We start from the raw sequence: 23,648 nt of genomic DNA, 5'->3' as shown, positions 1-23,648 counted from the left end.
CCTCATTCCTTATTCGCTATTCCCTACTCCCATTCCCTCATTTCTTCAAATAAGCTTTGGGATCTTGTGCTACCCAACCCAGAGATGAGCTAGAACGCACTTCAAAATGGAGATGCGGTTGAGTGGATGTTGGTTTTCCACTAGTGCCTACTGTTCCTAGTAAGTCTCCTTTTTTCACTTGTTGACCAACAGTAACTTTGATACTGTCAAGCTGGGCGTAGCGGCTTTGAAATCCGCCACTGTGGTTAATAATCACCAATTTGCCATAAGAACCTTGATCGCTGGCAAAGGCTACAGTTCCAGGTGCGATCGCTAGCACATTACTACCAACTGGTGATAATAAGTCAACACCACTGTGGAAGAAAACTTCACCTGTCGTAGGATTAATTTGCCAGCCGTAAGCTAATCCCACAGTTGCCACTTGTGCTAAAGGATATCCAGACAGCGATGCACGGTTTGGTGTACCTGCATCACTTGGTAAAGGAGACTTAGTTACAACGCCATTGGGCGACCAATTTACCCCCGGAACAAACACGATTCTGGGGTTTTGTTGGCAGCCATTCACCTCAAAAAGGTTATCAGCACGAACTTTGTATTGTGCCGCCACTTGTCGCCAAGTTTCACCGCGAGGCACTTCGACTACAATCCCATTGTAGGGAGGAATTTGAAGTACACTACCAACGGCGGCAGCTGCACCGTTCTGCAAAGCTGGATTCATGCCAATAATAGTTGTCGGAATGAGATTGTAGCGCTGCGCTATGCTCTCCAAAGTTTCGCCACGAACAACCTTATGGCGTTGGAAGCGAGATAAGGCTGGAGTTGGGCAACCACCTACAGCAGCGTTAACACTGTTCGAGTATGGCAGTACGCTTACTAGGCCCAAGGCGCTAACTAAGCTACAGAGAAACAGTTGACGAAAGAGTAAAGTCATGTATACACGTCAAGAGCGCATTAACTTTAGATTTTAGATGGGAACAGAGGGGATTGGGGACTAGAACTAGGAACTAAGAAGACAAGGGAGAATAATCATGCCCAATCCCCAATCCCCAATTTCTCGTAAATTGATCTGTCCACTTGCCGTTAGCTTGACTACACTTAGAAATTAGCAACTGCATTGCTGTCCTTGAGCATAAAGATTATGAAGTTATCCTTAAAGCAACTGGCGGTTTATGTGTTTTTACTGGTGATTGGCGGTGGTGCAGGTTTGTTTGGCAGTCGCTATCTCCTGCCACAAAATCGCTCGTTCCAACAGTTAAAAAATGTCACAATGGCTTCACCTCCAGAATCCGTAGTTCCTAATTCACCGAATGGAGCGATTGGGGCTACTGGGGGCGATAATGTAAATTTTATTGCGACGGCAGTGCAAAAAGTTGGCCCGGCTGTGGTAAGAATAAATGCCACTCGCAAAGTAGCCAATCCTATCTCTGATGCATTAAAAAATCCCCTCTTGCGGCGATTCTTTGGAGAGGATGAGCAACCAATTCCTCAAGAACGCATTGAGCGCGGTACAGGATCGGGATTTATTTTGAGCGAAGATGGAGAATTACTCACTAACGCTCATGTAGTGGCAGATACAGATACAGTACAAGTTACCCTCAAGGATGGTCGAAGTCTAGAGGGGAAGGTGGTAGGAGTTGATTCTGTGACAGATGTGGCAGTAGTGAAAATAAAAGCCAATGATTTGCCGACAGTGAAACTGGGCAATTCGCAAAACCTAGTGCCGGGACAATGGGCGATCGCGATTGGCAATCCTCTGGGTTTAGATAATACTGTCACTATCGGCATCATTAGCGCTACCGATCGCACCAGCACTCAAGTTGGTGTCCCAGATAAGCGAGTTAGCTTTATCCAAACTGATGCCGCAATTAACCCTGGTAATTCTGGTGGGCCTTTGTTAAATGCCCAAGGCGAAGTGATTGGTATTAACACTGCCATTCGCGCTGATGCTCAAGGACTCGGCTTCGCCATCCCCATTGAAACCGCCGCCCGCATCGCCAATGAACTTTTTACCAAAGGGCATGTAGAACATCCCTTCTTGGGTATTGAAATGGCAGACCTTTCTCCCATCAGAAAACAGCAGATTAATCAAGAAAATCAACTGAACATTCAGCAGGATGCTGGAATTGTGATTAAAGGAGTCACAGATGATTCCCCAGCCAAGCGTGGAGGACTGCTTCCTGGAGACGTGATTCAAAAAGTTAACGGTAAACCAGTCAAAATCTCAGCCCAAGTTCAAAGGCTGGTAGAGTCTAGCAAAGTTGGAGACATTTTAACGCTCGAAGTCAACCGCAGCGGTAAAATTCAAACCTTCAAAGTAAAATCAGGAGCTTATCCTGAAAGGAAGTAGTCAATAGTCAATAGTCAATAGTCCCAGAATGTTTGACTACTGACTATTGATTATTGACCATTAGACAAATGCTCTAACTGCATTCTTTGTTCCATCTGGCGCAGAAAATACCCCGTCATCATGGCCGACGCTAAAAGCCCAGCTAAGTTCTCCCGATCTGTTGTGATTTGCACGTTGAAATTTTCTGCCGGGAGCATTCCTACTAGCCCTTGGACATTTTGCGAGATGATTTGTTTAATTTCGGGGCTAGCAGACTGAGCAATCCTTGCTAAAACATCAGGAGACTGATGCTGTAGATATTTGAGTAACTGATTAGGGTATTCCTCAGAGTGGTCGGAAAGAAGTTGATTAGGGTGTTCCTCAGAGTTGTCATTCAAAAAGTCAGGATTAAACACCATTGGCAGTTTTATTTAGCTTAATTGCTAACTCTACTCTAAACCATAGTATAAGGGTAGCGCATTCACCACGGGTATTAAGATCGTTAAGAGAGCATTGGGCATGGAGTAGGGAGTAGGGAGATAAGGAACAGGGGGGTAGACAAGGAAGAGACTTGTTCAATAATTCCCCTTTGTCCCTCTCATCTCCCTCATCCCCCTACTCCCTTTAGTTCTAGTTCTAGTTCTAGTTCTAATTCTAGTTGTTCTTCCTTCTGGCTGTTGGAAAGTATTTGCGGGAGTTGTTCGATTTGGAAATACTGATGAAATTTTGGCGTTACTTGGAGCGAGTAGGAGCGAGAATCGCTGTCTCGGCGCTTGCGGATGAAACCAAGTTCGACAAGTTCTGGAACATGTTGATATACCCCTGAACCGCGCAGGTTAATCAAGTCGCTCTGGAGTATGGGACTATTGAGAGCGATCGCGGCCAAAGTCCGCAATGCACCTACACCCAATTCTACTGGTATCATAGTTTGCACCAAGTCATGAAAATCAGACCGGAGTTGCAAACTGTACCCATCTGGGGTTTCTATTACCTCTAGGGCGCTATCTCGGTGGGCATAGTTGTCCATGAGTTCAATTATGCCTTCTTTGACAGTGGCGCGATCGCACGCGGCATACTCGGCGATTTCGCCGAGCGACAAGGGTTTACCCTTTAAATAGAGAATTGCTTCTATCTTCGTCGCTGTGGCTGTAATCATTTAGTCATTGGGCATTGGGCATTGAGAATTGAACAATGTACACCTGATAATTAATAGGTGTGTGGCATTATATACTAATACGCAAAATATATCAAAATTATACGGAGAGTTGTTTCCTCTCCTCCTGATCTTTCCCTCAAAAGCCTCTAGTTGTGAGAATAAATTCTGCGATCGCTAAATCTTGTGGAGTGGTGACTTTTAAATTTGTCTCCTCTCCCTCAACAATTCTGACTTCGATGCCGCACTTTTCAAATAAAGCAGCATCGTCTGTTACTTCCCAACCTTGACGGACTCCTTCAGCATGGCACTGTTTCAACAACTTGACATCAAATCCTTGGGGAGTTTGTGCCGCCCATAGTTGTCGTCTGTCGGGTGTTTCTTGAATTATGCCTTGTTCATCGACAACTTTGATCGTGTCTTTAACGGGTACACCAGCAATTAAACCAGGACAGTGGCGAATGGCCTCGGCACAAGAGTTAAATAAATCTGGTGTGGCGAGGCATCTGGCGCCATCGTGAATCAACACTTGTTCTGCGGCTACTGGCAGAGATTGTAAGCCATTGTAAACAGATTCTTGGCGGGTGGAGCCACCTTGAATGAATTCTACTGGTTTAGTCAGCTTCAGATCGGCGATAATTGCTTTGAACTCCGGCCAATCGGTAGACTGAGAAATAATCCCGATCCAACTGATTGTACTGGCGGCTTCTGCGGCTAATAAAGTCCAAGCAATAATTGGTTGCGATCGCACGAGTAGCAGGAGTTTATTACGGTTACTCCCCATTCTTTTTCCGATTCCCGCAGCTGGAATTAGTAAATACACAGAATTCCTCAATCTTTAAGCTATATATTTTCCCCTAAAATAGGGAGCGAGTAAGCGTCAATAAATATTATGCGAGTAGTAGCCCTTGTACCTGGCGGAATTGGCGACCAAATTCTCTTCTTTCCGACTCTAGATGACCTGAAGCGCCATTACCCTAACGCTCAGATAGATGTCGTTGTTGAACCCCGGTCAAAGGCTGCCTACCGAGTGAGCAAGTCGGTTCACGAGGTACTGAACTTTGATTTTAAAGACCGTAACAGTCTGGCAGATTGGGGTAATTTAGTGGGCACAATTCGCGATCGCGAATACGATGTTGCCATTGCTGTTAAGCAAAATTGGTTGGTGGGTCTTTTACTCTGGTTGACGGGAATTCCTATACGCATTGGCTACCAAGGCAAAGGATCGGGTTTTCTGACCCACGCTGTGCCATTTAAAGCATCCCAGTATGCGGCGGCATTATATCACGATTTGCTGCAACCATTGGAAATAAATAGCCCTGTCCCAGAGTTGGCAGTAAATGTGCCAAAACCAGATATTGAGTGGGCACAAAAGGAACAAAAACGTTTAGGGGTTCATGAAACAGGCTATATCTTGATTCATGCCGGTTCTGGCCAGTTATCCCAGGCTAAAGAACCGGATAAAATCTACCCTGTTGAAAGTTGGCATCAAATTATTCAAGGCTTCCAAGACAAGCAGCCGGATCTGCCTGTGGTGGTGATTAAGGGAACTGACGATGAGCAGTTTGTGCGATCGCTTCTGGGGTCTTCTCCAGATATCAAGGTGACTGCCCCAGATGATATTGGCAAGTTAACTGCTATAATAGCCGGGGCAAATTTGATGTTGTCTACTGATAATGCGGCACTACAACTAAGTGTTGCAGTCCAAACTTATACCATCGCCTTATTTGGGCCCACCGATCCAGCTCAGTTGTTGCCGAAAAACGATAAATTTCTGGCCATCGCGTCTCCCACGGGAAAAACGGCGGATATTTCACCAAATGCAGTTTTAGAGAAAATTTGGGGTGGCTAAACCAGCAGTTTGTCCCAATTTCTACAATCAGTCTATTGGATATCCAATCGAGTGATGCGTTTGTTGAATGACCGCAAAACCTGGACGTGACAGCTAGATTTTGCGGTTATTCAGGATTAAAATATCTCAAAAAAAGCATCATCTAATTCATAACCCAGCATTTGGGCCATGGACTTCAGCCGCGAGAGGCTGGGGATGTTTTGCTGTTTGAGCCAATCACCTAAAATAAAGATTTTGTGCATCAAAAATATTTCTAAGGCTTCAGGATTGTACTGAATGCCTTCTTGGGAACTAAACTGATGTGGTACAAGCATGGCGGCATAACGAGCAAACTCTCCAGCTTTCCAATCTAGTACAAATGGCAACCAAGGGTATTTGGCATCTAGACGCACAAACCACAGCCGTACCTCTGGAATTTCTGAGAGTTCCCGGGGATCGCCAGGTTCAAGATTGTAATTGATATCAAAGCGTAGCTGCTGTTCATGGGATGCGACCCCATCTTGCAGCAGTTTTTCAATCACCGTTGACGCAGGCGACAGATCCAGATTGTTAATGAAGTCATTATTGAGTGCGATCGCAATTGTCATTGATTCAGCAGCCACTTTCTTGATACTCAACTGTAGGATCGAGAATCTACAGTAGCAGCTTTCAGGGATTGACGCTACATTGACCTTTAACAGCACTAAGTCTTATTCACAAATTAATTAGTATTTACTGATACTTTTTTGCTGATAATTTGGTCAACCCAGACAAGATATATATACAAGTCTGACCTTCTCAAATTTATTTGATACTTTTGCTTTATTCTCGCTGGTTATAACAAATATACATCCAATTACTAGCCTTGAGATGAACTGCTAGCGATGCCTGCGGCGGGTTACGCCTACGCCACTCACTTCACCGACTTTGATTAAATTTAAATGTTACTTTTATCATTGTTATAATTACTCACATTTAATTAAAAAATTACTACATTATTAACATGGTGTGCCATTAGGATTAGCTTACTTAGGTAAGGCAACGCCTGCCCCAAGGTGGACATTTACAGCAATTTTAAGTTAAAGTTGTAATGAGTTTGTTTTAGATTAAGGTCTGAAAAAATAGCCGTCAACAAGCAAAAAAATCATTATCGCCACCTGTTACTTCCGCAGCATCAAAAGCCAAAACATAAGTACAGGTAAAACAGCGGTGTGCAATATGATTGCATATATTAAATAACCAATAAACATTTAGAGGGGAACATTCCCCCAACAGTTAACAAGCTGTAATATGCAAAAACAAACAATTACTACAAGACCAATTCGTTCCCTAGAAGATGCGCTTGAGCGCTGTCAAATCCTGGGTATGCGCGTCAGTCGTCAGCGTCGCTTTATTCTGGAACTACTTTGGCAAGCAAATGAACACCTTGCGGCAAGAGAGATTTATGATCGCTTGAACCAACAAGGTAAAGAGATCGGTCATACTTCTGTCTATCAAAATTTAGAAGCATTATCAAGTCAAGGCATCATTGAGTGTATTGAACGCTGTGATGGGCGGTTGTATGGCAATATCAGTGACTCTCACAGTCATATAAACTGTGTGGATACAAATCAAATTCTTGATGTTCATGTGGAACTACCAGAAGATTTTATCCGCAAAATTGAAGAAGAAACAGGAGTGCGGATTACTGAATACAGTATTAACTTTTTTGGCTACCGCAACCAGCAAGAGGGATAGGGAGCAGGGAGCAGGGGGCAGGGGAGGCAGGGGAGGCAGGGGAGGATGAAAGCAAATAATCAATGCCCTATTCCCTATTCCCTATTCCCCAATAGAATTATTGCCAAAAACTGTCTCATCGTCAGACTCATCATCATCTAAATCTACTGGTAAAATTGTGCCTTCGCAGCTTTCAATTAGTCCGATCGCAGGGGTCTTGTTCCAGTTAAAATCTGTGTTTGGCATGATTTTTACGGTGTTTAAGAAAGGCTGGTGCGATCGCAAATGTTTTAGTCTTTGAAACGACTCTTTGGAGAACAAAGCACCATTATCGGCGATCAATTTTTTGTCAGTCTCAGCGAAGATGGCATCAAATAAACAGGCGTTGGTGAGATTAACTGAATTCAGATTTATCCGCATCAGGTTAGCCTGTTGAAGATTTGCGCCTGTAAGGTTTGCACCTGTGAGGTTTGCGCCTGTGAGGTTTGCTTGTTGCAAGTTCGCACCTGTGAGGTTGGCCTGTTGCAAGTTCGCATCTACGAGGTTCGCCCCCATTAAGTCCGCATTAGATAAGTTTGTTTGCTCAAGATTTACCCCAGTTAACATCACTTGCAACAAAGAGGCTCCCGATAAGTTGAGTCCAGCCAGAGACTTGATTCGCGTTGCGAAGGCATTTTTATGCAAAACCATTGTCCTAGAAATTAGGACACTCAGCGCCTCTGGATGGAATTCTGCCAAATTCGCTGGATTGCCACAAGGCCAAAAAGGAACTTTTGTTTCTCGGTAGCAAGCACAAAGCAATAAAAAAACATTCAGTCCCACCGCAGCATTCACCTGTTCAACATTCACAGGGTTTTGCAGTGCTTGAAAATGAGTCACAGCTTTGTGGGCTATTCCTTCATCTAACCAACGTCCTTGACAGTATGGACGCCAGAAAGACAAAAGACGTTGAAATAAAACTTCAAAGGAAAAATTGTGCTTTTGCTGCGGACGCAATCCTGCGTAGGCGAAGCCCGTCGGAGACATCGCTAGTTCTTCAATTTCTTGGCTAAGTATCCCGTAACCTAGTAAATTGTAAATATGCTGGGCTACGCTACTGGGAGAATCAAGCACAAAAGTGAGCGTACCATAAGCCTCATCTTCACACTGAGTCAGCAATTTAAGTTGGGCAGCAATAGCATCTGCACAAAGAGATTCTCCCAACTTGAGATGCGAAAACTCAATTAAACTACTTTTGCCAGAACTTTCTAAATCCCGAATTTTAAAATAAAACTCTGGTAGATGATTAAATTCACCAGCCAAATTAATTTGATGACGTTGCGAGTGTAAAATTTGGAGAGCGATCGCTTGCATCTGCTCAAGTAAATCTTGGGGATGACGATTAGCGAGTAAATTAGCGATCGCTTCTGGAGTCCGATGGATATGAGCCGATCCTGAACGCAGTAGCATCGTCTTGCTCCCACCAATTAGCGGATAGCCTAACAACCATCGACTTAGGCGATGATGAATTTCCCATAATAAAGAAGACTTTTGGGTATTATGCAATAGTTCATCATCTAGCAATCCATCGCGGTGCAAAATGCCTAACAAATGTAGCATTAGGGGTTGACGGATCAGGACAGATAATTCTCTTAACTTTGATTGGCTGGTAAATAACCCTGCCTGTTTTAACAATGTAAAGAAATTTTGAGCAATGGGCAAAGATAGAACTTTTGCCCACTGTTGAAACCATTGTTTGAGTTCATCCACATCCAATGGCTGAATAATAATTCGCCTCAACAATAGCGGTAGTTCTGAGACGATTTCTCGTAATGTAGTTGACCGACTCGTTAACACAATTTTGTGTCGGTGCTGAGATTGAAAGTTCAGTAATTGCTGAATAAAAATTGTTTGTGCCCTGATACCCTGAGCAGAAGGGGGTAGTTCATCCAGACCATCTAGCAGCAACAGACAAGGGAGATTTTCTTGCTCTAACCAAGTTGAAAGATTAACAAAAAAGGCAGAATTCAAGGTTTCGATTAAAGTTTTCCCGGATGTTACATCCCGTAGCCTAATTACTATAGGCATCCAAGTAGGGTATAATTCCTGTGCTAACTGTGCTGCCCAAAGTTGGCAAAAACTAGTTTTTCCATAACCAGGTTCCGATTCAATGACAGCGATCGTTTCTAAATCAGTTAACTGTTGCTGCGCCCATATCTTTAAATCAACTGGTTTAACAGTTTTTTTATCTTGCTCAGAAATATTTTCCTCTATTGGTAAGCCTTTTTGTGGCACATAGATATCCTTAAGAGCAAAGGATTCCATGAGCAAAGGCATACTTAGATTTTTAATCAAACTTGCACGATAATGTTCTCGGTGCAAATCAATTTTCTCACCGACTGGAGAACCAACTTCTGGGGCGATCAAACTGGGAGATAATGAAATCCCCAAATGGAAAAATTTTTGTAGTTGGGCTAAAGGTGCAGCATTTTCGGTAACGACTACCAGTAAGTGACCAGGGAGTGAGTTGATCAAACGCTGTATTAAGAGTTTCGCTTCAGTTTCCTCTGCACCATTGGCAACTAACCAAGCTATAGCAGTGCTATTTATTTGTTGTACCAGTAATGAATCTGCAACCAAAGCTAGTGCTTGTTCAGCTTGCGTATCAGTCAATTTACCTGGGCTGAGAGTTTTCAGCAATCCTTGCAGTTGCGAATCTTGGAGGATGAGTTTATCCACCTCCTCTTTCAGGATGTGTGGTTGGATGGGTATACCCGCCCGGTCTAGCCACGGTCTTTGCAGGTTTGCTTCCTGCTCTAGAATTGCTTGCAAAGCCTGGAGATAGGCTATTTGAAACGCTAGCCATGTGCCTTCATTACGTTTTAACGGCTTTTTTTGGCTGAGGCTACGCAACAGGTTTTCTGTCAACTGGGAAATGACACTGATTTCTTCCCAAACAATACCTAAGGGCAGTTCTAAAACCTCTACTAAGGTACAGATATCAAAAGGCATAAGGCTTTTGACTTCCATATCCTGAACAATACGGTAGGCAATACCTGCCAATTGCCCCGCTGAAAACCCTCTGATTTGATTGATTGCGATATGGCGTTCTGCCAACCAGTGCCGAATACTCAGGTTCATTTAATTACACAGTGAAGGCTGCATAAGGCAATTATGATCGATTTATCAGTTTGCGAAAACAGGTAACAATGGGGAAGACAAAGTTTTGTATCAAAGCTGTTTTCTGATTGGTAGAAAACAATACTTGTGTAATTGAGTGGACTATGAGCGATCGCCCTCTAAAATTATTGTTAATCGACCAAGACCCAATTTTTCGTCTGGGATTAAGGGTAGCTCTGGAAGCGATTCCTAACTTGGAATCGATCGCATCGGTAGAAACTGATACCGCTGCATTGCAAATTTTAGCAGAAATTGCCCAAGCAGACCCTAATCAGCTAAATTTGGTGGTTTTGGAATTCGGTAATGGCCGCTCTACCACCAGTCAACAGCTAGGTTTACAATTCTGTAGGCAACTCAAAGCCTTATATCCCAACTTACCAATTTTGCTCCTCAGTTCTGTTCAAGAACAAGGACTTTTATTGGCTGCGAAGTCTGTTGGTATTAATGGCTACTGCCCTAAAGGCACACCACTTCCTGAGTTAGTTGTGGCCATGCAAGAAGTTGCAGATGGTGGTTCCTACTGGTTTCAGGATGCGGAAGCAATAATAACTCCTAATTCCCCACTCTCCACTCCCCATTACCCGTTATCCTCAGAGGGGGCCCCACCTTCCCTACTCCCTTTTTCTAAACTGCGAAATAATTTCCGTTTGTCAGGAATTGCTCACATTGACGCGACCCTAGCCACAGTAACAGCACAATTACAAGTTCCCGGACTACCAGTACTAGATCGAGCAATTCTAGCTGGACAGCGGCGAGAACTGCTAGCAGCTCGTTGGTTGTTAAATCGGTTGTTGGTTTCATCACAAGAAAGGCAAGAGGAAAATATTCCGATTGCCGATCAGCCACCTTTGACCCCTTCATTAAATAGTGCCATTCAACAAAGGCAAACTGTGTCACCTTTACTTAGTCCAGGAACACTACAATTGGACTTGTTTGCATCTTGTGTTAACAAACTTCAATTTCCTTTACGGAATGTCACAGATGTACCTTTAGAAATTGACATCTTTCGTGAAGATAAAAAACGGGAATTACTTTATCTAATCCTGCAAAAATTAGCTCAACAGTTGGATGAACTACGTACTTCTCAAATAGAGATAAATCAATTATTTGAGGTAAAAAATCCCTTAATATACGACTTGTGGCAAGCAGCAATTACAGATTTTTTTGGGAAGTTTTCTCGAATACAAATAAATAATCAAAATATAAAAATTGTTAATCTATTGCTGCAAAATGCAGAGATTGTGCAAACAGATATTCTCAATAAAATTCCGCTAGTTTGCGAGTTGTATTCGTATCTCCTATTTCAAACAGAATTAAACATTGATAATGCTTCCTATCCAGTAGTGAGCGCTGAAGCCAAGTCCCAAGCATTAATGATTTTAGAGAACTTGTTGATTCAGGTAGCAAATGGGGTAGTGCAACCACTGCTAAATTCTTTAGCAGATGTAGAAGAGATTAAGCAAAATTTTTATGGACGGCAATTGATTTCCACAAGAGAAATTGAACGGTTTAGAAATGATTTGTCGTGGAAATATCGGTTAAGGAGTTATATAAATGAGCCAAAAGCAGTTTTTGAAAGTCGGTATGAGCTATTTGTAATTGTACCTCGTGGTATTGCCAATACTTCAGTTTATGCTCCTCGAAATCAGGAATTAGTAAAACTTTCTAATATTCCTTTAGTAGTGACATTACTACTAGAATTTAGTGATGCGATCGCACCACGTTTAAAATCACTATTAGCTTTAGTAGGTAGCGGTATAGTCTTCATTCTCACCCAAATAGTTGGTCGGGGTTTAGGTTTAATCGGTCGTGGTATTCTTCAAGGTATTGGTAGCGTTTCGTTAGTAGAAAAGAACCTAAAACGAAATAGCGACCGACCTAAGTGAAGAAGCAGGGGAGCAGGGGGAGAAAAAATAACTAATGACAAACAATGATTTTATCGGGTTGGCAGCTTCTTATACTTACGCTACTGGTTTGCTTATCATTGGCGAGGGACTGCGTAGGCTGTTTGGTGTAAAGCCAGATTTGACCCGTAAAGTGATCCATATTGGTGCAGGGATGTGGGCTTTCGGCGTCCTGCTACTGTTTAGCCGCTGGGAAATCGGAATTATCCCTTTTGCTACCTTTATCGGACTCAACTACTTGTTTTACCGCTATCGAATCATTGGCGCAATGGATACCCAGGATAGCTCACCTGGTACAGTTTATTTCGCTATCTCAGTGACGCTGCTTTTCGGGCTACTGTGGCGACCAGACGGGCCAGTAGATAGCATCCCGATCGCAGTTGCTGGGATAATGGCGATGACCTGGGGAGATGCACTAGCAGCATTAATCGGTAGACGCTTCGGCCAGCATAAATACCAAGTGGGAAATTCTGTGCGTTCCTGGGAAGGTTCAGCAGCAATGTTTGTAGCGAGTACAGTAGTGATTTTCTTGGTGCTGTTGCTGCTACCTGGTTCGTCGCTGAGTCCCCTAGCAACGCCTCTAGGTTTCGGATGGGCTTTGTTGACTGCGGTGGTAACTGCTACTTTCGCCACCCTAGCAGAGGCAGTCTCACCCCACGGCACAGATAACCTCAGCGTACCTCTAGTAGCGGCTGGGGTAGTGTGGGTAATGCAGGCATTTTTAAATAATTTGTAATTCGCCTCGTTCCCAGTCTCCAACTGGGAATGCTATCACGAGGCTCCGCCTCCCTGATTGGCGGTAGAGCCACAATGAAAGGCTTTTCCAGGTAGAACCTGGAAAACGAGATTTTAAAGTCGATATAGTGTTATGCCCAATGCCCAATAGCTCATAAATTCCAATTGCGGCGGAAATGGAAGAAGCCTTCTAAAAACTCTTGCAAAGCAATATTGCTATTTAACTTTTGCTTATTCCACTCTCTTGCAGTCTGTTCCAGAATTACTGAAAAACTGGGATAGACGGGAGATAAATTTGCTAAATCTTTGACTTTAATTTTTTCTGACATTGCCAAGGCAATCAAATTAATTAATTCTCCAGCTTTTGCCCCCAATATCGAAGCTCCCAAAATTTCACCGTTGCGTAGCACAATTAATTTACACATACCAGTGGTTTCGCCCCGAAGTTGAGCTGCTGCCACTGTTTTAAAATACTGTCGCAAAACTAAAACTTCATCTCGACGAAATTCGTGTTTTGCCTGTGCCTCTGTCAAACCCACTTGCGCCAGCATCGGCACAGAAAATATCGCCCAAGGAATGGAGCGATAATTTACTCGTAAGCTGGAGAAAAAGAGTGCATTTTTCAGGGCAATTTTTGCTTCATAATTAGCAATATTGGCAAAGTCGTAACCACCAATTACATCACCACAAGCATAAATGCGGTGGTTAGTGGTTTGCAGTTTATCATTCACCACTAAGCTACGCCGATGCCATTTCACACCTACTGTTGCCAAATTTAGAGATTCAAGATTCGGCTGTTGTCCAGTCGCCACTAAAATTTCATCGGTTTCAATAGCCTTATCTCCTGCTTGAATCCACTTTTTGTTCTCAATTAGCTTCACCTGAGTTACTGATTTTTCGGTGAGGACGCGCACACCCTCGACTTCCAACTGCGCCTGAAGCAGGATGGCTATCTCAGGGTCAAGATGGGGTAGAACATAGGGATGCTTGACTACCAGCGTCACACTGCAACCAAACCGCGCTAAAGTTTGAGCGATTTCAATGCTTTGGGGAATTCCGCCAATAATTACCCAATTTTTGGGTAATATCCCTCCCTGTAAGGATTGCCAAATATTGGAAAGGGTTAGATAGCCAGTGGCTTGCAATCCTTCAATTTCTGGCATTTCTGGACGCGAACTACTGGCCAGCAAATAGGTACGGGCGCGTAGTAGGCGGTTGTTAATAGCAAAAGCCAGTTGCGGTGAAGATTCAAATTGACCACTGCCAATGATGACATCGACTCCCTGCGCGGCTAGGATGGCTGGAGAATGCTGTTCTTTGAGATTTGAGGCGACGCATTGAGCATATAGCATCGCTTCTTGCCATGCCATAGATATGTGACATTCTTCTGAGGTATCAGTGTGTGTGGCATGAATACCAAAACCAGCGGCATCATTTAACTTCTGCGCCAGTTTAGCAATTTCGGTAAGAGCATGGTGATAAGTAAACCCGTAGTCTACTTTGGGTTCCACCAGGGCAACTTTAGCACGTAGTTGGGTTGCAGCAAGGGCAGCGTAGTATCCAGCAAGACTGCCGCCAATAATTACAACATCGTAGTCAACGGTCACGTGAATTTAGAGTTAAGAGTTAGGAATTAGGAATTAGGAGTTAGAAATTAGGAATTAAAAGTTAAGAATTAAAACCCTTCTTCAACTTATAACTCCTAACTTATAACTCCTAACTCTCTTTTAGCGCTGTTAGTAAGCGTTGGTTATCGGACTGAGAACGTACAGCAACCCGGAAAAAGCGATCGCCTAGTTCTTTAAAGCTAAGGCAATCACGGATTAAAATCTGGTGATACTTGAGTAATTGTTGCTGTAAGTGCGAAGTAGATTCTTGCGACTCAATCAGTAAAAAGTTAGCAGCACTTGCTTGGGGTTGCAATCCTGGAATTTTAGCCAAACCCTGAAACAGTTGGTTTCGTGCAGGTGGTAGCCATGCCCAGGTTTGCTGCTGAAACTCCGTATCTTGGAGTGCCGCAATTGCCGCCGCCACCGCTAGCGTGTTTACGGGCCAGGGGTCGCGCCATAGCTGCCATTTGGCTAGGCAGTCGGGGTGTGCGATCGCATATCCTAATCGCAGTCCTGGGAGACTGTAAAATTTGGTCAGCGATCGCAATATTACTAAATTCGGATATTCCTGTACCACCGGAATCAGGCTTTGTTCCTCATTGGGCGGCACGAAATCCATAAATGCTTCATCCACCACCACCAAAGCAAATTGCTCCAGGTAGGGCAAAATAGAGTCCCGCGAAAATAGCTTTCCGGTTGGGTTGTGGGGGTTATTCAGCAATAGTCCTTTGTCCTTTGTCCTTTGTCCTTTGTCAATAACCAATGACCTAAGCGCTTCGCCTTCTGGCAGGGTATGACCAGTGACTAATGACAAAGGACACTCCAGCACTTTAGTGTTGTACGCTGCCAAGGTTCGGTAGTAATCGCCAAAGGCTGGAGTTATTAAAATTGTCGCGGCTAATTGAGCTAATTCCCTACCGACTAAAGTGAGTAATTCTGCGGAGCCGTTACCCGGCAGAATCCACTCAGACGGCACTTGATGGAAGTGACTGAGAGCTAGTCTCAGTTCACTATAATTTGGGTCTGGATAGTGCTTAAGATTACCAATTTGGGACTTAATAGCAGCGATCGCGCTATTTGGAGGCCCTAACGGGCTGATGCTAGCAGAAAAATCCAGAATAGCATCAGGGGGACAACCAGCCAGTGCTGCTGCCCAGGCTAAATTTCCCCCGTGTGCAGGTTGCCGCATTAAAAAAGGGTTCCCGAAGACAGAACCTATGCTTTTGGGGGTGCTACCTTTTCTCTAAACAGTTTTCCTGCCGAGAAAGCAGGAACCCTCGTTGCTGGAATTTCCATCTTTTCATTTGTTTTCGGGTTGCGACCTTCGCGGGCTTTACGTTCCCGTGATTCAAATGAGCCAAATCCCACCAATGTTACCTTATCACCAGAGGAAACGGCTTCAATAATCGTTTCCAAAGCGGCAGTTAAGACTGCATCAGCTTGTTTCTTGGTAACACTAGCTTTTTCAGCTACGGCATCAACTAATTCACCTTTGTTCATGTCAAACTCCTGAAGGTTTACTTGAGATTTTTTACGGATGTACCTTGACACATCTGTACTGAAATCTCTGTTCGCGGAAATACAAAAATCATCCTTTGGGAGTATTTTTATTCAAAACGGCTGTACATCCCATCGGCTCGACTTTTCAATGAATCATTCTAAGGTGTTGTAGCCTGATGTGGATAGATGAAACCATTAATTTATATAGATTTCAGGATTTTTTGTTATTTTAGGGTACTTGTTTCCTTAAAAACCACCCCAAAAGTAGGAAAAAATACCTAGTAAATCCCGCAATCGCCAAGAAAACATGGGAGTGGGGAGGTGGGAGATGGTTCGCATTTGTTGGGATTAATTACCGATGTTGAAGAGTTATTGCTGAGATTAAACAATTTTTATGAAAGTCGAAGGCTAAGATCCCCGACTTCTCAAAGAAGTCGGGGATCTTATGGTTCAAGAAACACGCGCTATAAATACAAGACTTAGGCAAAGAATAGCCGCAACCCTAATTTTCAGGTAGGGGCAATTCATGAATCACCCCGACAGTCGGCCGTATGGGCTAATTTCTCCGATTGCTTCACCTTGTCGCAGGTATTCTAAAGAATCTGGAAATGTAGCTGTAAGAATCTGCCGGAGGTTACGATTTGTGACATTGCCACAAGTTATCCAAAGGATTTGTGGAGGTCTCCCTAACCTTAATCCTACTCGTGAACAAGGAACAAGAAGATCCCCGACTTCTTAAAGAAGTCGGGGATCTGAGCCATTGACAAAAGTGACTCATTTACCCATTATCTTTATTACCTACTAGGAAGCTTCAAGCCTCGACGCTCAAGGATTTGCCGCACTTCTGGGCTGGGATTGTAGTTATAGCCATAGGAAGAGTTCTCAGAGTCGTCCATGATTTGAGGTGTGAGCAATACAATCACCTCATTGCGCTGGTTGGATCTATTTGTTTTTCTAAATAGTGAACCAATTAGTGGAAGATCACCCAAAATAGGAATCTTGGAGATACTTGTCCGGTCTTGGTCTTGAATGATGCCTGAGAGAATGAGCGTTTGACCATCTCGTAAGCGAATTAAGCCAGAAGTAAGGGAGCGCTCAGACACAAGAATAATTTGTCCATTTCCTGTATCTTGTGAAGCTGAAGGAGCGCTGACAGTAGGAGCAACCGATAGAGAAACGAACCCATTATCGTCAATCCGCTCAATTTTCACATTCAAGGTTAAGCCAACTTTTTGTTTATCAATTGTTCTTTCTGTCCTAGAACCACCAGAAGTATCCGTTGTTTGGATGGTTATGTTTCCTACTACTTCCTGGGTCAGATTGACAAGAGCTTGTTGACCTTCTTGTACAATTAAGGTTGGGTCAGTCAAAATCTTGGCATTACCGTTTGTCACTTGAGCTTGCAAGCTAGCAAGAAGACGTTTGGGGAACTGATACAAAGACGGCAAACTAAATGTAGATGTTGCACGAGATCCTGGTGCATACGTACTAGTTTGTCTTCCAGTTACTGGGTCAGTAGTAATCGTTACCGTGTCTGGTGTTCCTGGAGTGAAATTTGAGAGACCAGGGGTAGTTGGATTGCTATTTGCTGGAGAAATAGGTTGGAGGAATGTCGCATTACCTGGAATTTCCTGTACAACTTGACCATCTTGTATAATTCTCAAGCCAGAACCTCCATTTGGCACCGTGAACGTACCATTTTGGTTAAGTAAAGGCGAGCCTGTAATTGGATTCGTAATAGTGGGCGTCTGAGTCACACTGTTTGCTACTTCAGAACTGGTAGCTGGTCTGGAACCACCGAAATTAAAAGACGCTGCACCACCATCACTGGTGAAGTAGTTGTTGCCGAGTCCAAAAGAAAAGCTAGTGTTGTAGTCCTGGGTATTCAAGAGGTTAACATCGATAATCTTGACGTTAACTACCACTTGACGACGACGGATATCAAGCTGAGTTAATTGAGCCATCGCCATCTCAACCAGCCTGGGAGGGCCAATCAAGGTTAGAGAATTAGTGCGCTCATCTCCTAATGCCTGTAAACCTCTAAGTAATGGGCTAGAGTCTTTGAAATCAACGCGTTGAGTTTCAACTTTGGTTTCTGTCGTCGTCTGAGTTTGAGTGATGGGAGCAGCCGCAGTACCCACAGCCACGGCATTAACACTGGTAACTTGTCGTTCACGGCTGACGGCACTTTCTGCCCCCAAGCCGACCAGAAAATTCAGGGCGACTCCCACTGTTACCTGATTGAGTCGCAGGTTACGCATAACCATGTCACGGGTCGCATTAGGTAGTTTAGTCCCTACAAAAACTGTGCGACCACTGCGGTTAGCTTCTAAACCACTCAAGCGCAAAACGTAATTAAACACATCTTGCACTGGCTCATTTTCTATATCTAAGGAGATTGTTTGAGAGGTTGCTGGTGCAGCACCACCTTGTTGACCTCCAGCAGCTTGCTCACCTCCCACGTAAGCCAGGTTTAAACTAGCAGCACGGGCAAGCAATGACAAAACCTCACGCACCGGTGCATCTCGCAATACTAAACGGGGTACACGTTCCTGAGTTCCTAAGTCAATAGTGCTAGGAGAAGCATCGGTAGCAGAAATAGCAATATCTCCCACTGGTGGGGCGACGGCTCTGGGTAAGAAAGGTGGAGCCTGACTCAGAGGTTGACCTGGCCCAGCAGCTTGTGCAGGTTGTCCGTCAATAGTAACTTGCGGGTTGGGAACAAGAACATCTGGCTTTTGACCAGATTGGACTGGAGTCGTAGCAGGTGGTGCTGTGGATGTTGACGCTGTTGGCGTTGGTGCTGATGCTATAGTGCCTGCGGACGGGCTAAAGCTGAGTGTAATTCCATTTTGCGATCGCACCACGGGTTGACTGCTAGGTACGTTATTACTGCCAGTTACCGTCACCCTAATACTATTGGCATCAAGCTGATTCACCTCAACAGACGCAATTCCTGGTGCTGGGCTATCTTGACGAAAATTATTACCTTGTGGTAATCGTAATTGAGTATTGATAATATCTGCGACTAAAGCCTTGCCTCTTTTTGTAGTGAAAACTTGGGGGCGCGACCCAGAAGAAGTTTTCAAAGCGACGCTAATTCCGCCATCAACTGGATTTAACTGGACATTAGTAACTTGACTAATTTGTGCCCAAACTGGTTGAGCTGCCAAAAATAGAAAAGCGGCAGTACCCAATATAAAACTATTACCGTGAAGCTGTTTCACAGTTCATTCCTCACCTTATAAAACCTTGTTTACAAACAATTTTTGGGTAGTTACACCCTTATTCAGTTAAAAGGGCCTTTATAAACCGCGTCTACACGAGACTTTACCCACTTTTGTAGGTTTGAAACCCTCAATTTTTTCTTAGTCCGCCTCCGCGGACTTGGTTTGTGTAGCCAAGCCACTGCACCCTTGCGGGTTCCCCAACTTGTATCCCTCCAGGGAAGCAAGTAGCGGGCAAATTCCATTCGCCCAAGCTGGCTAATTACTTTTTCGGGGCAGTTTTAGCTGCTGCTGCTGCTACTTCTTCTGGACTAAGTGGCATCAATACCTGTAACTGGAATGATGTATTAATAGCTGTTGGGCCTATCTGCACTGGCGTTTTATCTAATGGCGATCTTGATTCGACTGGAGCCAAAGTTGATTGATAATCTTTAACTATTAACAAAGGCTGTAACCGCTCAATATTACGAATTATCGATTGTGTTTGTTCATAAGTTCCTGTAATTTCGGCATTGATACTACTGCGTTGTAGCTTGCCGTTAACCTGTAGTCCTAGAGTTCCATCAATAACTGGTTCTGGTTTTTGAGAAACAGGGACAAATTTCTTCAGTTTGGCTCTTACTGCATTAAAAGAAGTAGGAGTATTGCCAGACTCAATCAAGCGGTTCATATCCAACAGCAATGTATCTAAGGTTTTTTCGTTAGCAAATAAACCTAAAACCTGAACTTTTTGCTGTTTTGCTTGTGCTAGTTCGTCTTTAACTTTGTCAATCTGTTTGATATTGGCTTTTTTTTGCTCAATCTGCCCTTGTAGCTCGGAGCTTTTGGCTTGCTGCTGCTGATAGCTTTCCCAAGCTGGCATCAGCAGGTTTAACAAGATATAACCTGCTCCTGCTAAACCAATTACCCCCACCAATATCCCAATAATTTTTGGTGTGAAGGCAATACCAAATAGTACGGGGGATGCTGGCGTTGCCTGATCGAATTCCCCACCATGTTCGGCAAAATTTAAATCATCACTCAGCGTCATTTTGGAATGACTCCTGTTTGTTGCATACTACGAATTCGAGTCACTAACCCCACTGTGCCTTTTTTTTCCAACTCCCGGATCAATTCCGAAGCTGGAACATCGCTCATGCTCGATTGAATAGTGTATTCAACTACTTGGGGTGGCTTAATTGTTACACCATTAGTAAGTTGACTTACACCTGGAGTTAAAGGAGCATCTACCAACGTTGCCGTCACAATTCTGCTTTCTGTGGACTTCAAGAACCGAGACTGTTGTAAACTCAATAAGAAATCATTGACATCGTTAAACGAACGAGCCAATCCAGTAATTTCTAGTCCCCCAGCGGGATTGCTTGCTGGCTTACCTTCCGCTGCTGGAATGGGTGCGGTTTGCCTAATGTTCTTAATTTGTACTGCTGCTGGAATGCGATCGCGCAAATCTTGCAGCATTGCTGACCAAGGACGAATCTGGTCAAATACAGTCACTAAAGCTTGGGTTTCCCCTTTAACTGCGTTCGTCTCGGCTTTGATTTTGTTAAGATTTCCTATTTCTGTATCTAACCTCTTGTTTTCCTGATCTAGTTGTGCTATCGTCCCCTCTAACTCAACAATCTTCCCTTGCAACAACCACCAACCAACTCCCAATAAAGCTGGCAGACCGACACCTAATGCAACTCCCACATACACTGGTGTCAAATTCCCCGTAGACAGATTTAGACCTATTCCTCCCTTTCTCTCAGGCTTTTTCTGGTATGCTGGGCGGTCTTTAAGAAAGTTAACATCTAGGCTGTACATTTTGTTACACCTCCCGCATTCCTAGACCGAGTACGATCGCCAAGCCAGAGCGTTGTACCTGTGGATATTTCTCAGTGTCAACTTCCAAGGACAAAGATCCGATTGGATCTATTTGGGTCGTTGGCAAGCTCAATCGTTGGGTAAAAAATTCATCTAGCTGTTGGAGTCCACCTCCTGGCCCAGCTAATAAAATCTGCGCTACCTCCAAATTTTCACTTTGATTGAGGTAAAAATCGATGGAACGGCGCAGTTCATCCGTTAGTTCTCCCAGGACTCTCAATATGGCAGCCATGCCAGGATCGAGTTCAGTAACGCCAGTTTTCCCCCCGTCTAGGGAAGTTTGGGGAATAATCATTCCATGTAACAGTTCCATATCTCGTGATGTGGGTAAGCTCATTGCCCTTGCTAAGGCAGTTTGCATTTGATAAGTCCCGATTGGGACTGTGCGCGAAAATTGCGGTACCCCGTTAACGATGATGGCGATTTCTGTACTGTCGAACTCGATATCAACTAGTACTGCTGCTTCTTGCGGCCCAAATTGTCGCAGTTGCTCGCGAATAGTCCGAATTAGAGCAAAACTGTTAATTTCTAAAACATCAATTTGTAATCCTGCCTGCTCGAAAGTACTTATATAGGTATCCGTTATCTCCTTGCGGGTGGCAACTAGGAGTACGTGTACTTTTTCAATGCCATCCTCGTCTATAAAGTAGTCAAGTTTCTGATAATCTACATCAGCCTCTTCACGAGGATAGGGTAAATACAAACCTGCTTCATGGTTTAGCACCATTTCTCGCAGTTCTTTGTCATCTAACTCCGTTGGCACTGGTATTATCCGAACGATGGAATCTCGCCCTGGGACACCAGTGGCAACACGAGAAGTTTTGATTTTGCTCTCAGCTAGCGCCTGCTGGATTAACTGCGCCATTGCTGGAGGGTCGGTAATTTGACCATCGGTAACTATGCCTTCTGGAACTGCTACCGATATAAAAGTTTCTAGTTTCAAGCCTTGACCCTGCTTGCGTAGTTGAACTACATTTACCCGTTCGGGAGCAAGTTCAATACCGACCCCTTTTTTCGATTTGCCAAACAGACTAGTGAAACTTTTTACCACAGTTGTGCCCGCTGGACTACTAAATTGAAAATTTAAATGATACTAAGAAATGGAATTGGTGCTAGGTAATTTATTTAGCCTATAATCTCGACAATTCTGTCTAAGCTTTTCACACTGATCAAGCGTAAAAATACTGGGAAAATGATTCAATTGCGAAAATTTAAACAACTTGTTGCTTTCGTACTGCTTGGCTTATTAACCACTTGGATTGTAAGTTGCAGTACAGGCAATGTTAGTAAAAGTACAAAACAAGCTACTTCAGGAGTGGCAACTGTTGAGTTTTGGACAATGCAACTCCAACCTCAATTTACCGACTACTTCAAAAGCTTAATTGCAAATTTTGAATCGCAAAATCCAGGTATAAAGGTTAACTGGGTTGATATACCTTGGGCAGCAATGGAGAACAAAATATTAACAGCTGTCTCCGCAAAAACGCCACCTGATGTAGTTAACCTCAATCCGGGTTTTGCTTCCCAACTTGCCGGACGAAATGCCTGGTTAGATTTAGATGCGAAAGTCCCAAATGATGTACGTTCCTCCTATCTGCCGAATATCTGGGAATCTTGTACGCTTAATGGCAAGAGTTTTGGGATTCCCTGGTATCTCACCACACGGTTAACCATTTATAACACTGATTTATTAAAACAGGCAGGTATCAATAAAGTACCTGCAACATACGGAGAATTAGCACAAGCAGCCCAACAAATTAAAGATAAGACAGGGAAATATGCCTTTTTTGTGACTTTCGTACCGCAAGATTCCGGTGAAGTGCTGGAATCTTTCGTGCAAATGGGAGTAACCCTAATAGATGCTGATGGTAAAGCAGCGTTTAATTCAGCACCAGGGAAGGCAGCGTTTCAGTATTGGGTAGATCTGTATAAAAAAGGTTTACTTCCTAAAGAAGCTTTAACCCAAGGACATCGCCACGCGATTGATTTATACCAATCTGGAGAGACTGCGTTTCTAGCTTCTGGGCCAGAGTTCCTGAAAACGATCGCTAATAATGCTCCAAAAATTGCTCAAGCTTCGGGAATAGCACCTCAACTCACTGGTGACACAGGCAAGAAAAATGTCGCGGTGATGAACATAGTTATTCCCCGCGATAGCAAACAACCTGATGGTGCTGTGAAGTTTGCTTTATTTGTCACCAATGACAAAAATCAGTTAGCCTTTGCTAAAGCTGCAAATGTCCTACCTTCTACAATCAAAGCATTGTCTGATACTTACTTTAAAGATGTTCCAGCTAATGCTTCAACAATAGAAAAAGCGCGAGTTATGAGTGCTGAAGAACTGCCAAAGGCAGAAATATTGACCCCTACCTTGAAGGATTTCAACAAACTGCAAAAGGCAGTTTATGAGAACTTACAAGCAGCTATGTTAGGCGAGAAGACTGTAGATAAAGCTGTAGAAGATGCGGCACAAGAGTGGAATCAAAGATAAATTTGGGCATTGGGCATTGGGCATGGGGCATTGGGTTTATAGCGGTTCTCGTTTACGTGGGGTACATCCGTAGGGGCACGGCATGCCTACCGCATCTGAATGGGAACCGCTATAGTAGTCCTCCTATTCCCTA

At 43.8% G+C, this 23,648-nt stretch carries 19 protein-coding genes; 6 read left to right on the top strand and 13 right to left on the bottom strand.

Annotated elements, in window-relative coordinates:
• Nucleotides 1–37: 37 nt before the first annotated feature.
• On the bottom strand, nt 38–931 hold the full coding sequence (locus tag HWQ44_RS20620) for a M23 family metallopeptidase (RefSeq protein WP_292722398.1): 894 nt from the start codon (nt 929–931) through the stop codon (nt 38–40).
• 207 nt (nt 932–1,138) lie between these two features.
• Here HWQ44_RS20620 and HWQ44_RS20615 point away from each other — a divergent pair, with 207 nt between their 5' ends.
• Nucleotides 1,139–2,347 carry an HhoA/HhoB/HtrA family serine endopeptidase gene (locus tag HWQ44_RS20615; protein ID WP_292722396.1) on the top strand — a complete coding sequence of 403 codons (1,209 nt, stop codon included), beginning with the start codon at nt 1,139–1,141 and terminating at the stop codon, nt 2,345–2,347.
• A gap of 50 nt (nt 2,348–2,397) precedes the next feature.
• On the opposite strand, the gene HWQ44_RS20610 is transcribed toward HWQ44_RS20615, so the two are convergent.
• From HWQ44_RS20610 to ispD, 3 genes are all read right to left on the bottom strand, one after another.
• Nucleotides 2,398–2,745 (bottom strand): DUF760 domain-containing protein, encoded by a 348-nt coding sequence (locus HWQ44_RS20610; RefSeq protein WP_104908394.1) that lies wholly within the window; start codon nt 2,743–2,745, stop codon nt 2,398–2,400.
• Between the two features lie 188 nt (nt 2,746–2,933).
• On the bottom strand, nt 2,934–3,482 hold the full coding sequence (gene scpB, locus HWQ44_RS20605; RefSeq protein WP_292722392.1) for an SMC-Scp complex subunit ScpB: 549 nt from the start codon (nt 3,480–3,482) through the stop codon (nt 2,934–2,936).
• A gap of 136 nt (nt 3,483–3,618) precedes the next feature.
• Complete coding sequence (gene ispD / locus HWQ44_RS20600; protein WP_292722389.1) at nt 3,619–4,302, bottom strand: 2-C-methyl-D-erythritol 4-phosphate cytidylyltransferase; 684 nt, start codon at nt 4,300–4,302, stop codon at nt 3,619–3,621.
• Between the two features lie 69 nt (nt 4,303–4,371).
• On the opposite strand from ispD, the gene HWQ44_RS20595 reads away from it, so the two are divergent.
• The gene (locus HWQ44_RS20595; RefSeq protein ID WP_292722386.1) at nt 4,372–5,331 is read left to right on the top strand and encodes a glycosyltransferase family 9 protein; all 960 of its coding nucleotides are present in this window, start codon (nt 4,372–4,374) and stop codon (nt 5,329–5,331) included.
• A 116-nt stretch (nt 5,332–5,447) separates the two neighbouring features.
• On the opposite strand, the gene HWQ44_RS20590 is transcribed toward HWQ44_RS20595, so the two are convergent.
• Nucleotides 5,448–5,918: a CRR6 family NdhI maturation factor gene (locus tag HWQ44_RS20590; protein ID WP_292722483.1), complete on the bottom strand. Its 471-nt coding sequence runs from the start codon at nt 5,916–5,918 to the stop codon at nt 5,448–5,450.
• 682 nt (nt 5,919–6,600) lie between these two features.
• Here HWQ44_RS20590 and HWQ44_RS20585 point away from each other — a divergent pair.
• A complete protein-coding gene (locus HWQ44_RS20585) occupies nt 6,601–7,047 on the top strand; it encodes a Fur family transcriptional regulator (RefSeq protein ID WP_292722383.1) in 447 nt (148 codons plus the stop codon).
• Nucleotides 7,048–7,128: 81 nt separating this feature from the next.
• Here the strand turns inward: HWQ44_RS20585 and HWQ44_RS20580 are convergent, their stop codons facing one another.
• Nucleotides 7,129–10,146: a pentapeptide repeat-containing protein gene (locus tag HWQ44_RS20580; protein WP_292722381.1), complete on the bottom strand. Its 3,018-nt coding sequence runs from the start codon at nt 10,144–10,146 to the stop codon at nt 7,129–7,131.
• A gap of 143 nt (nt 10,147–10,289) precedes the next feature.
• Between HWQ44_RS20580 and HWQ44_RS20575 the strand changes: the two genes are divergently transcribed.
• Together HWQ44_RS20575 and HWQ44_RS20570 are read left to right on the top strand one after the other, a co-directional pair.
• Entirely contained in the window at nt 10,290–12,071 is a 1,782-nt protein-coding gene (locus HWQ44_RS20575) for a DUF3685 domain-containing protein (protein WP_292722480.1), read from the top strand.
• A 34-nt stretch (nt 12,072–12,105) separates the two neighbouring features.
• Nucleotides 12,106–12,825 carry a phosphatidate cytidylyltransferase gene (locus HWQ44_RS20570; protein WP_292722379.1) on the top strand — a complete coding sequence of 240 codons (720 nt, stop codon included), beginning with the start codon at nt 12,106–12,108 and terminating at the stop codon, nt 12,823–12,825.
• 151 nt (nt 12,826–12,976) lie between these two features.
• Here the strand turns inward: HWQ44_RS20570 and HWQ44_RS20565 are convergent, their stop codons facing one another.
• From HWQ44_RS20565 to HWQ44_RS20535, 7 genes are all read right to left on the bottom strand, one after another.
• On the bottom strand, nt 12,977–14,431 hold the full coding sequence (locus HWQ44_RS20565) for an NAD(P)/FAD-dependent oxidoreductase (protein ID WP_292722376.1): 1,455 nt from the start codon (nt 14,429–14,431) through the stop codon (nt 12,977–12,979).
• 109 nt (nt 14,432–14,540) lie between these two features.
• Nucleotides 14,541–15,623, bottom strand: coding sequence for a threonine-phosphate decarboxylase CobD (cobD, locus tag HWQ44_RS20560; RefSeq protein WP_292722373.1), 1,083 nt, complete (start codon nt 15,621–15,623; stop codon nt 14,541–14,543).
• A gap of 26 nt (nt 15,624–15,649) precedes the next feature.
• Nucleotides 15,650–15,934: an HU family DNA-binding protein gene (locus tag HWQ44_RS20555; RefSeq protein ID WP_010998076.1), complete on the bottom strand. Its 285-nt coding sequence runs from the start codon at nt 15,932–15,934 to the stop codon at nt 15,650–15,652.
• Between the two features lie 794 nt (nt 15,935–16,728).
• Entirely contained in the window at nt 16,729–19,161 is a 2,433-nt protein-coding gene (locus HWQ44_RS20550; protein ID WP_292722371.1) for an AMIN domain-containing protein, read from the bottom strand.
• A 262-nt stretch (nt 19,162–19,423) separates the two neighbouring features.
• Nucleotides 19,424–20,191 (bottom strand): pilus assembly protein PilO, encoded by a 768-nt coding sequence (locus HWQ44_RS20545; RefSeq protein WP_292722369.1) that lies wholly within the window; start codon nt 20,189–20,191, stop codon nt 19,424–19,426.
• Nucleotides 20,188–20,964, bottom strand: a complete 777-nt coding sequence (locus HWQ44_RS20540) for a PilN domain-containing protein (protein WP_292722367.1) — start codon at nt 20,962–20,964, stop codon at nt 20,188–20,190. Before HWQ44_RS20540 ends, HWQ44_RS20545 begins: the two co-directional genes overlap by 4 nt.
• 4 nt (nt 20,965–20,968) lie before the next feature.
• Nucleotides 20,969–22,075 (bottom strand): type IV pilus assembly protein PilM, encoded by a 1,107-nt coding sequence (locus tag HWQ44_RS20535; protein ID WP_292722366.1) that lies wholly within the window; start codon nt 22,073–22,075, stop codon nt 20,969–20,971.
• A 141-nt stretch (nt 22,076–22,216) separates the two neighbouring features.
• Here HWQ44_RS20535 and HWQ44_RS20530 point away from each other — a divergent pair, with 141 nt between their 5' ends.
• Complete coding sequence (locus tag HWQ44_RS20530) at nt 22,217–23,515, top strand: sugar ABC transporter substrate-binding protein (protein WP_292722364.1); 1,299 nt, start codon at nt 22,217–22,219, stop codon at nt 23,513–23,515.
• The last annotated feature ends 133 nt before the right edge of the window (nt 23,516–23,648 follow it).

Source organism: Nostoc sp. JL34 (assembly GCF_017114945.1).
Lineage (GTDB): Bacteria > Cyanobacteriota > Cyanobacteriia > Cyanobacteriales > Nostocaceae > Nostoc.
This window is presented reverse-complemented; position numbering and strand designations above follow the sequence as displayed.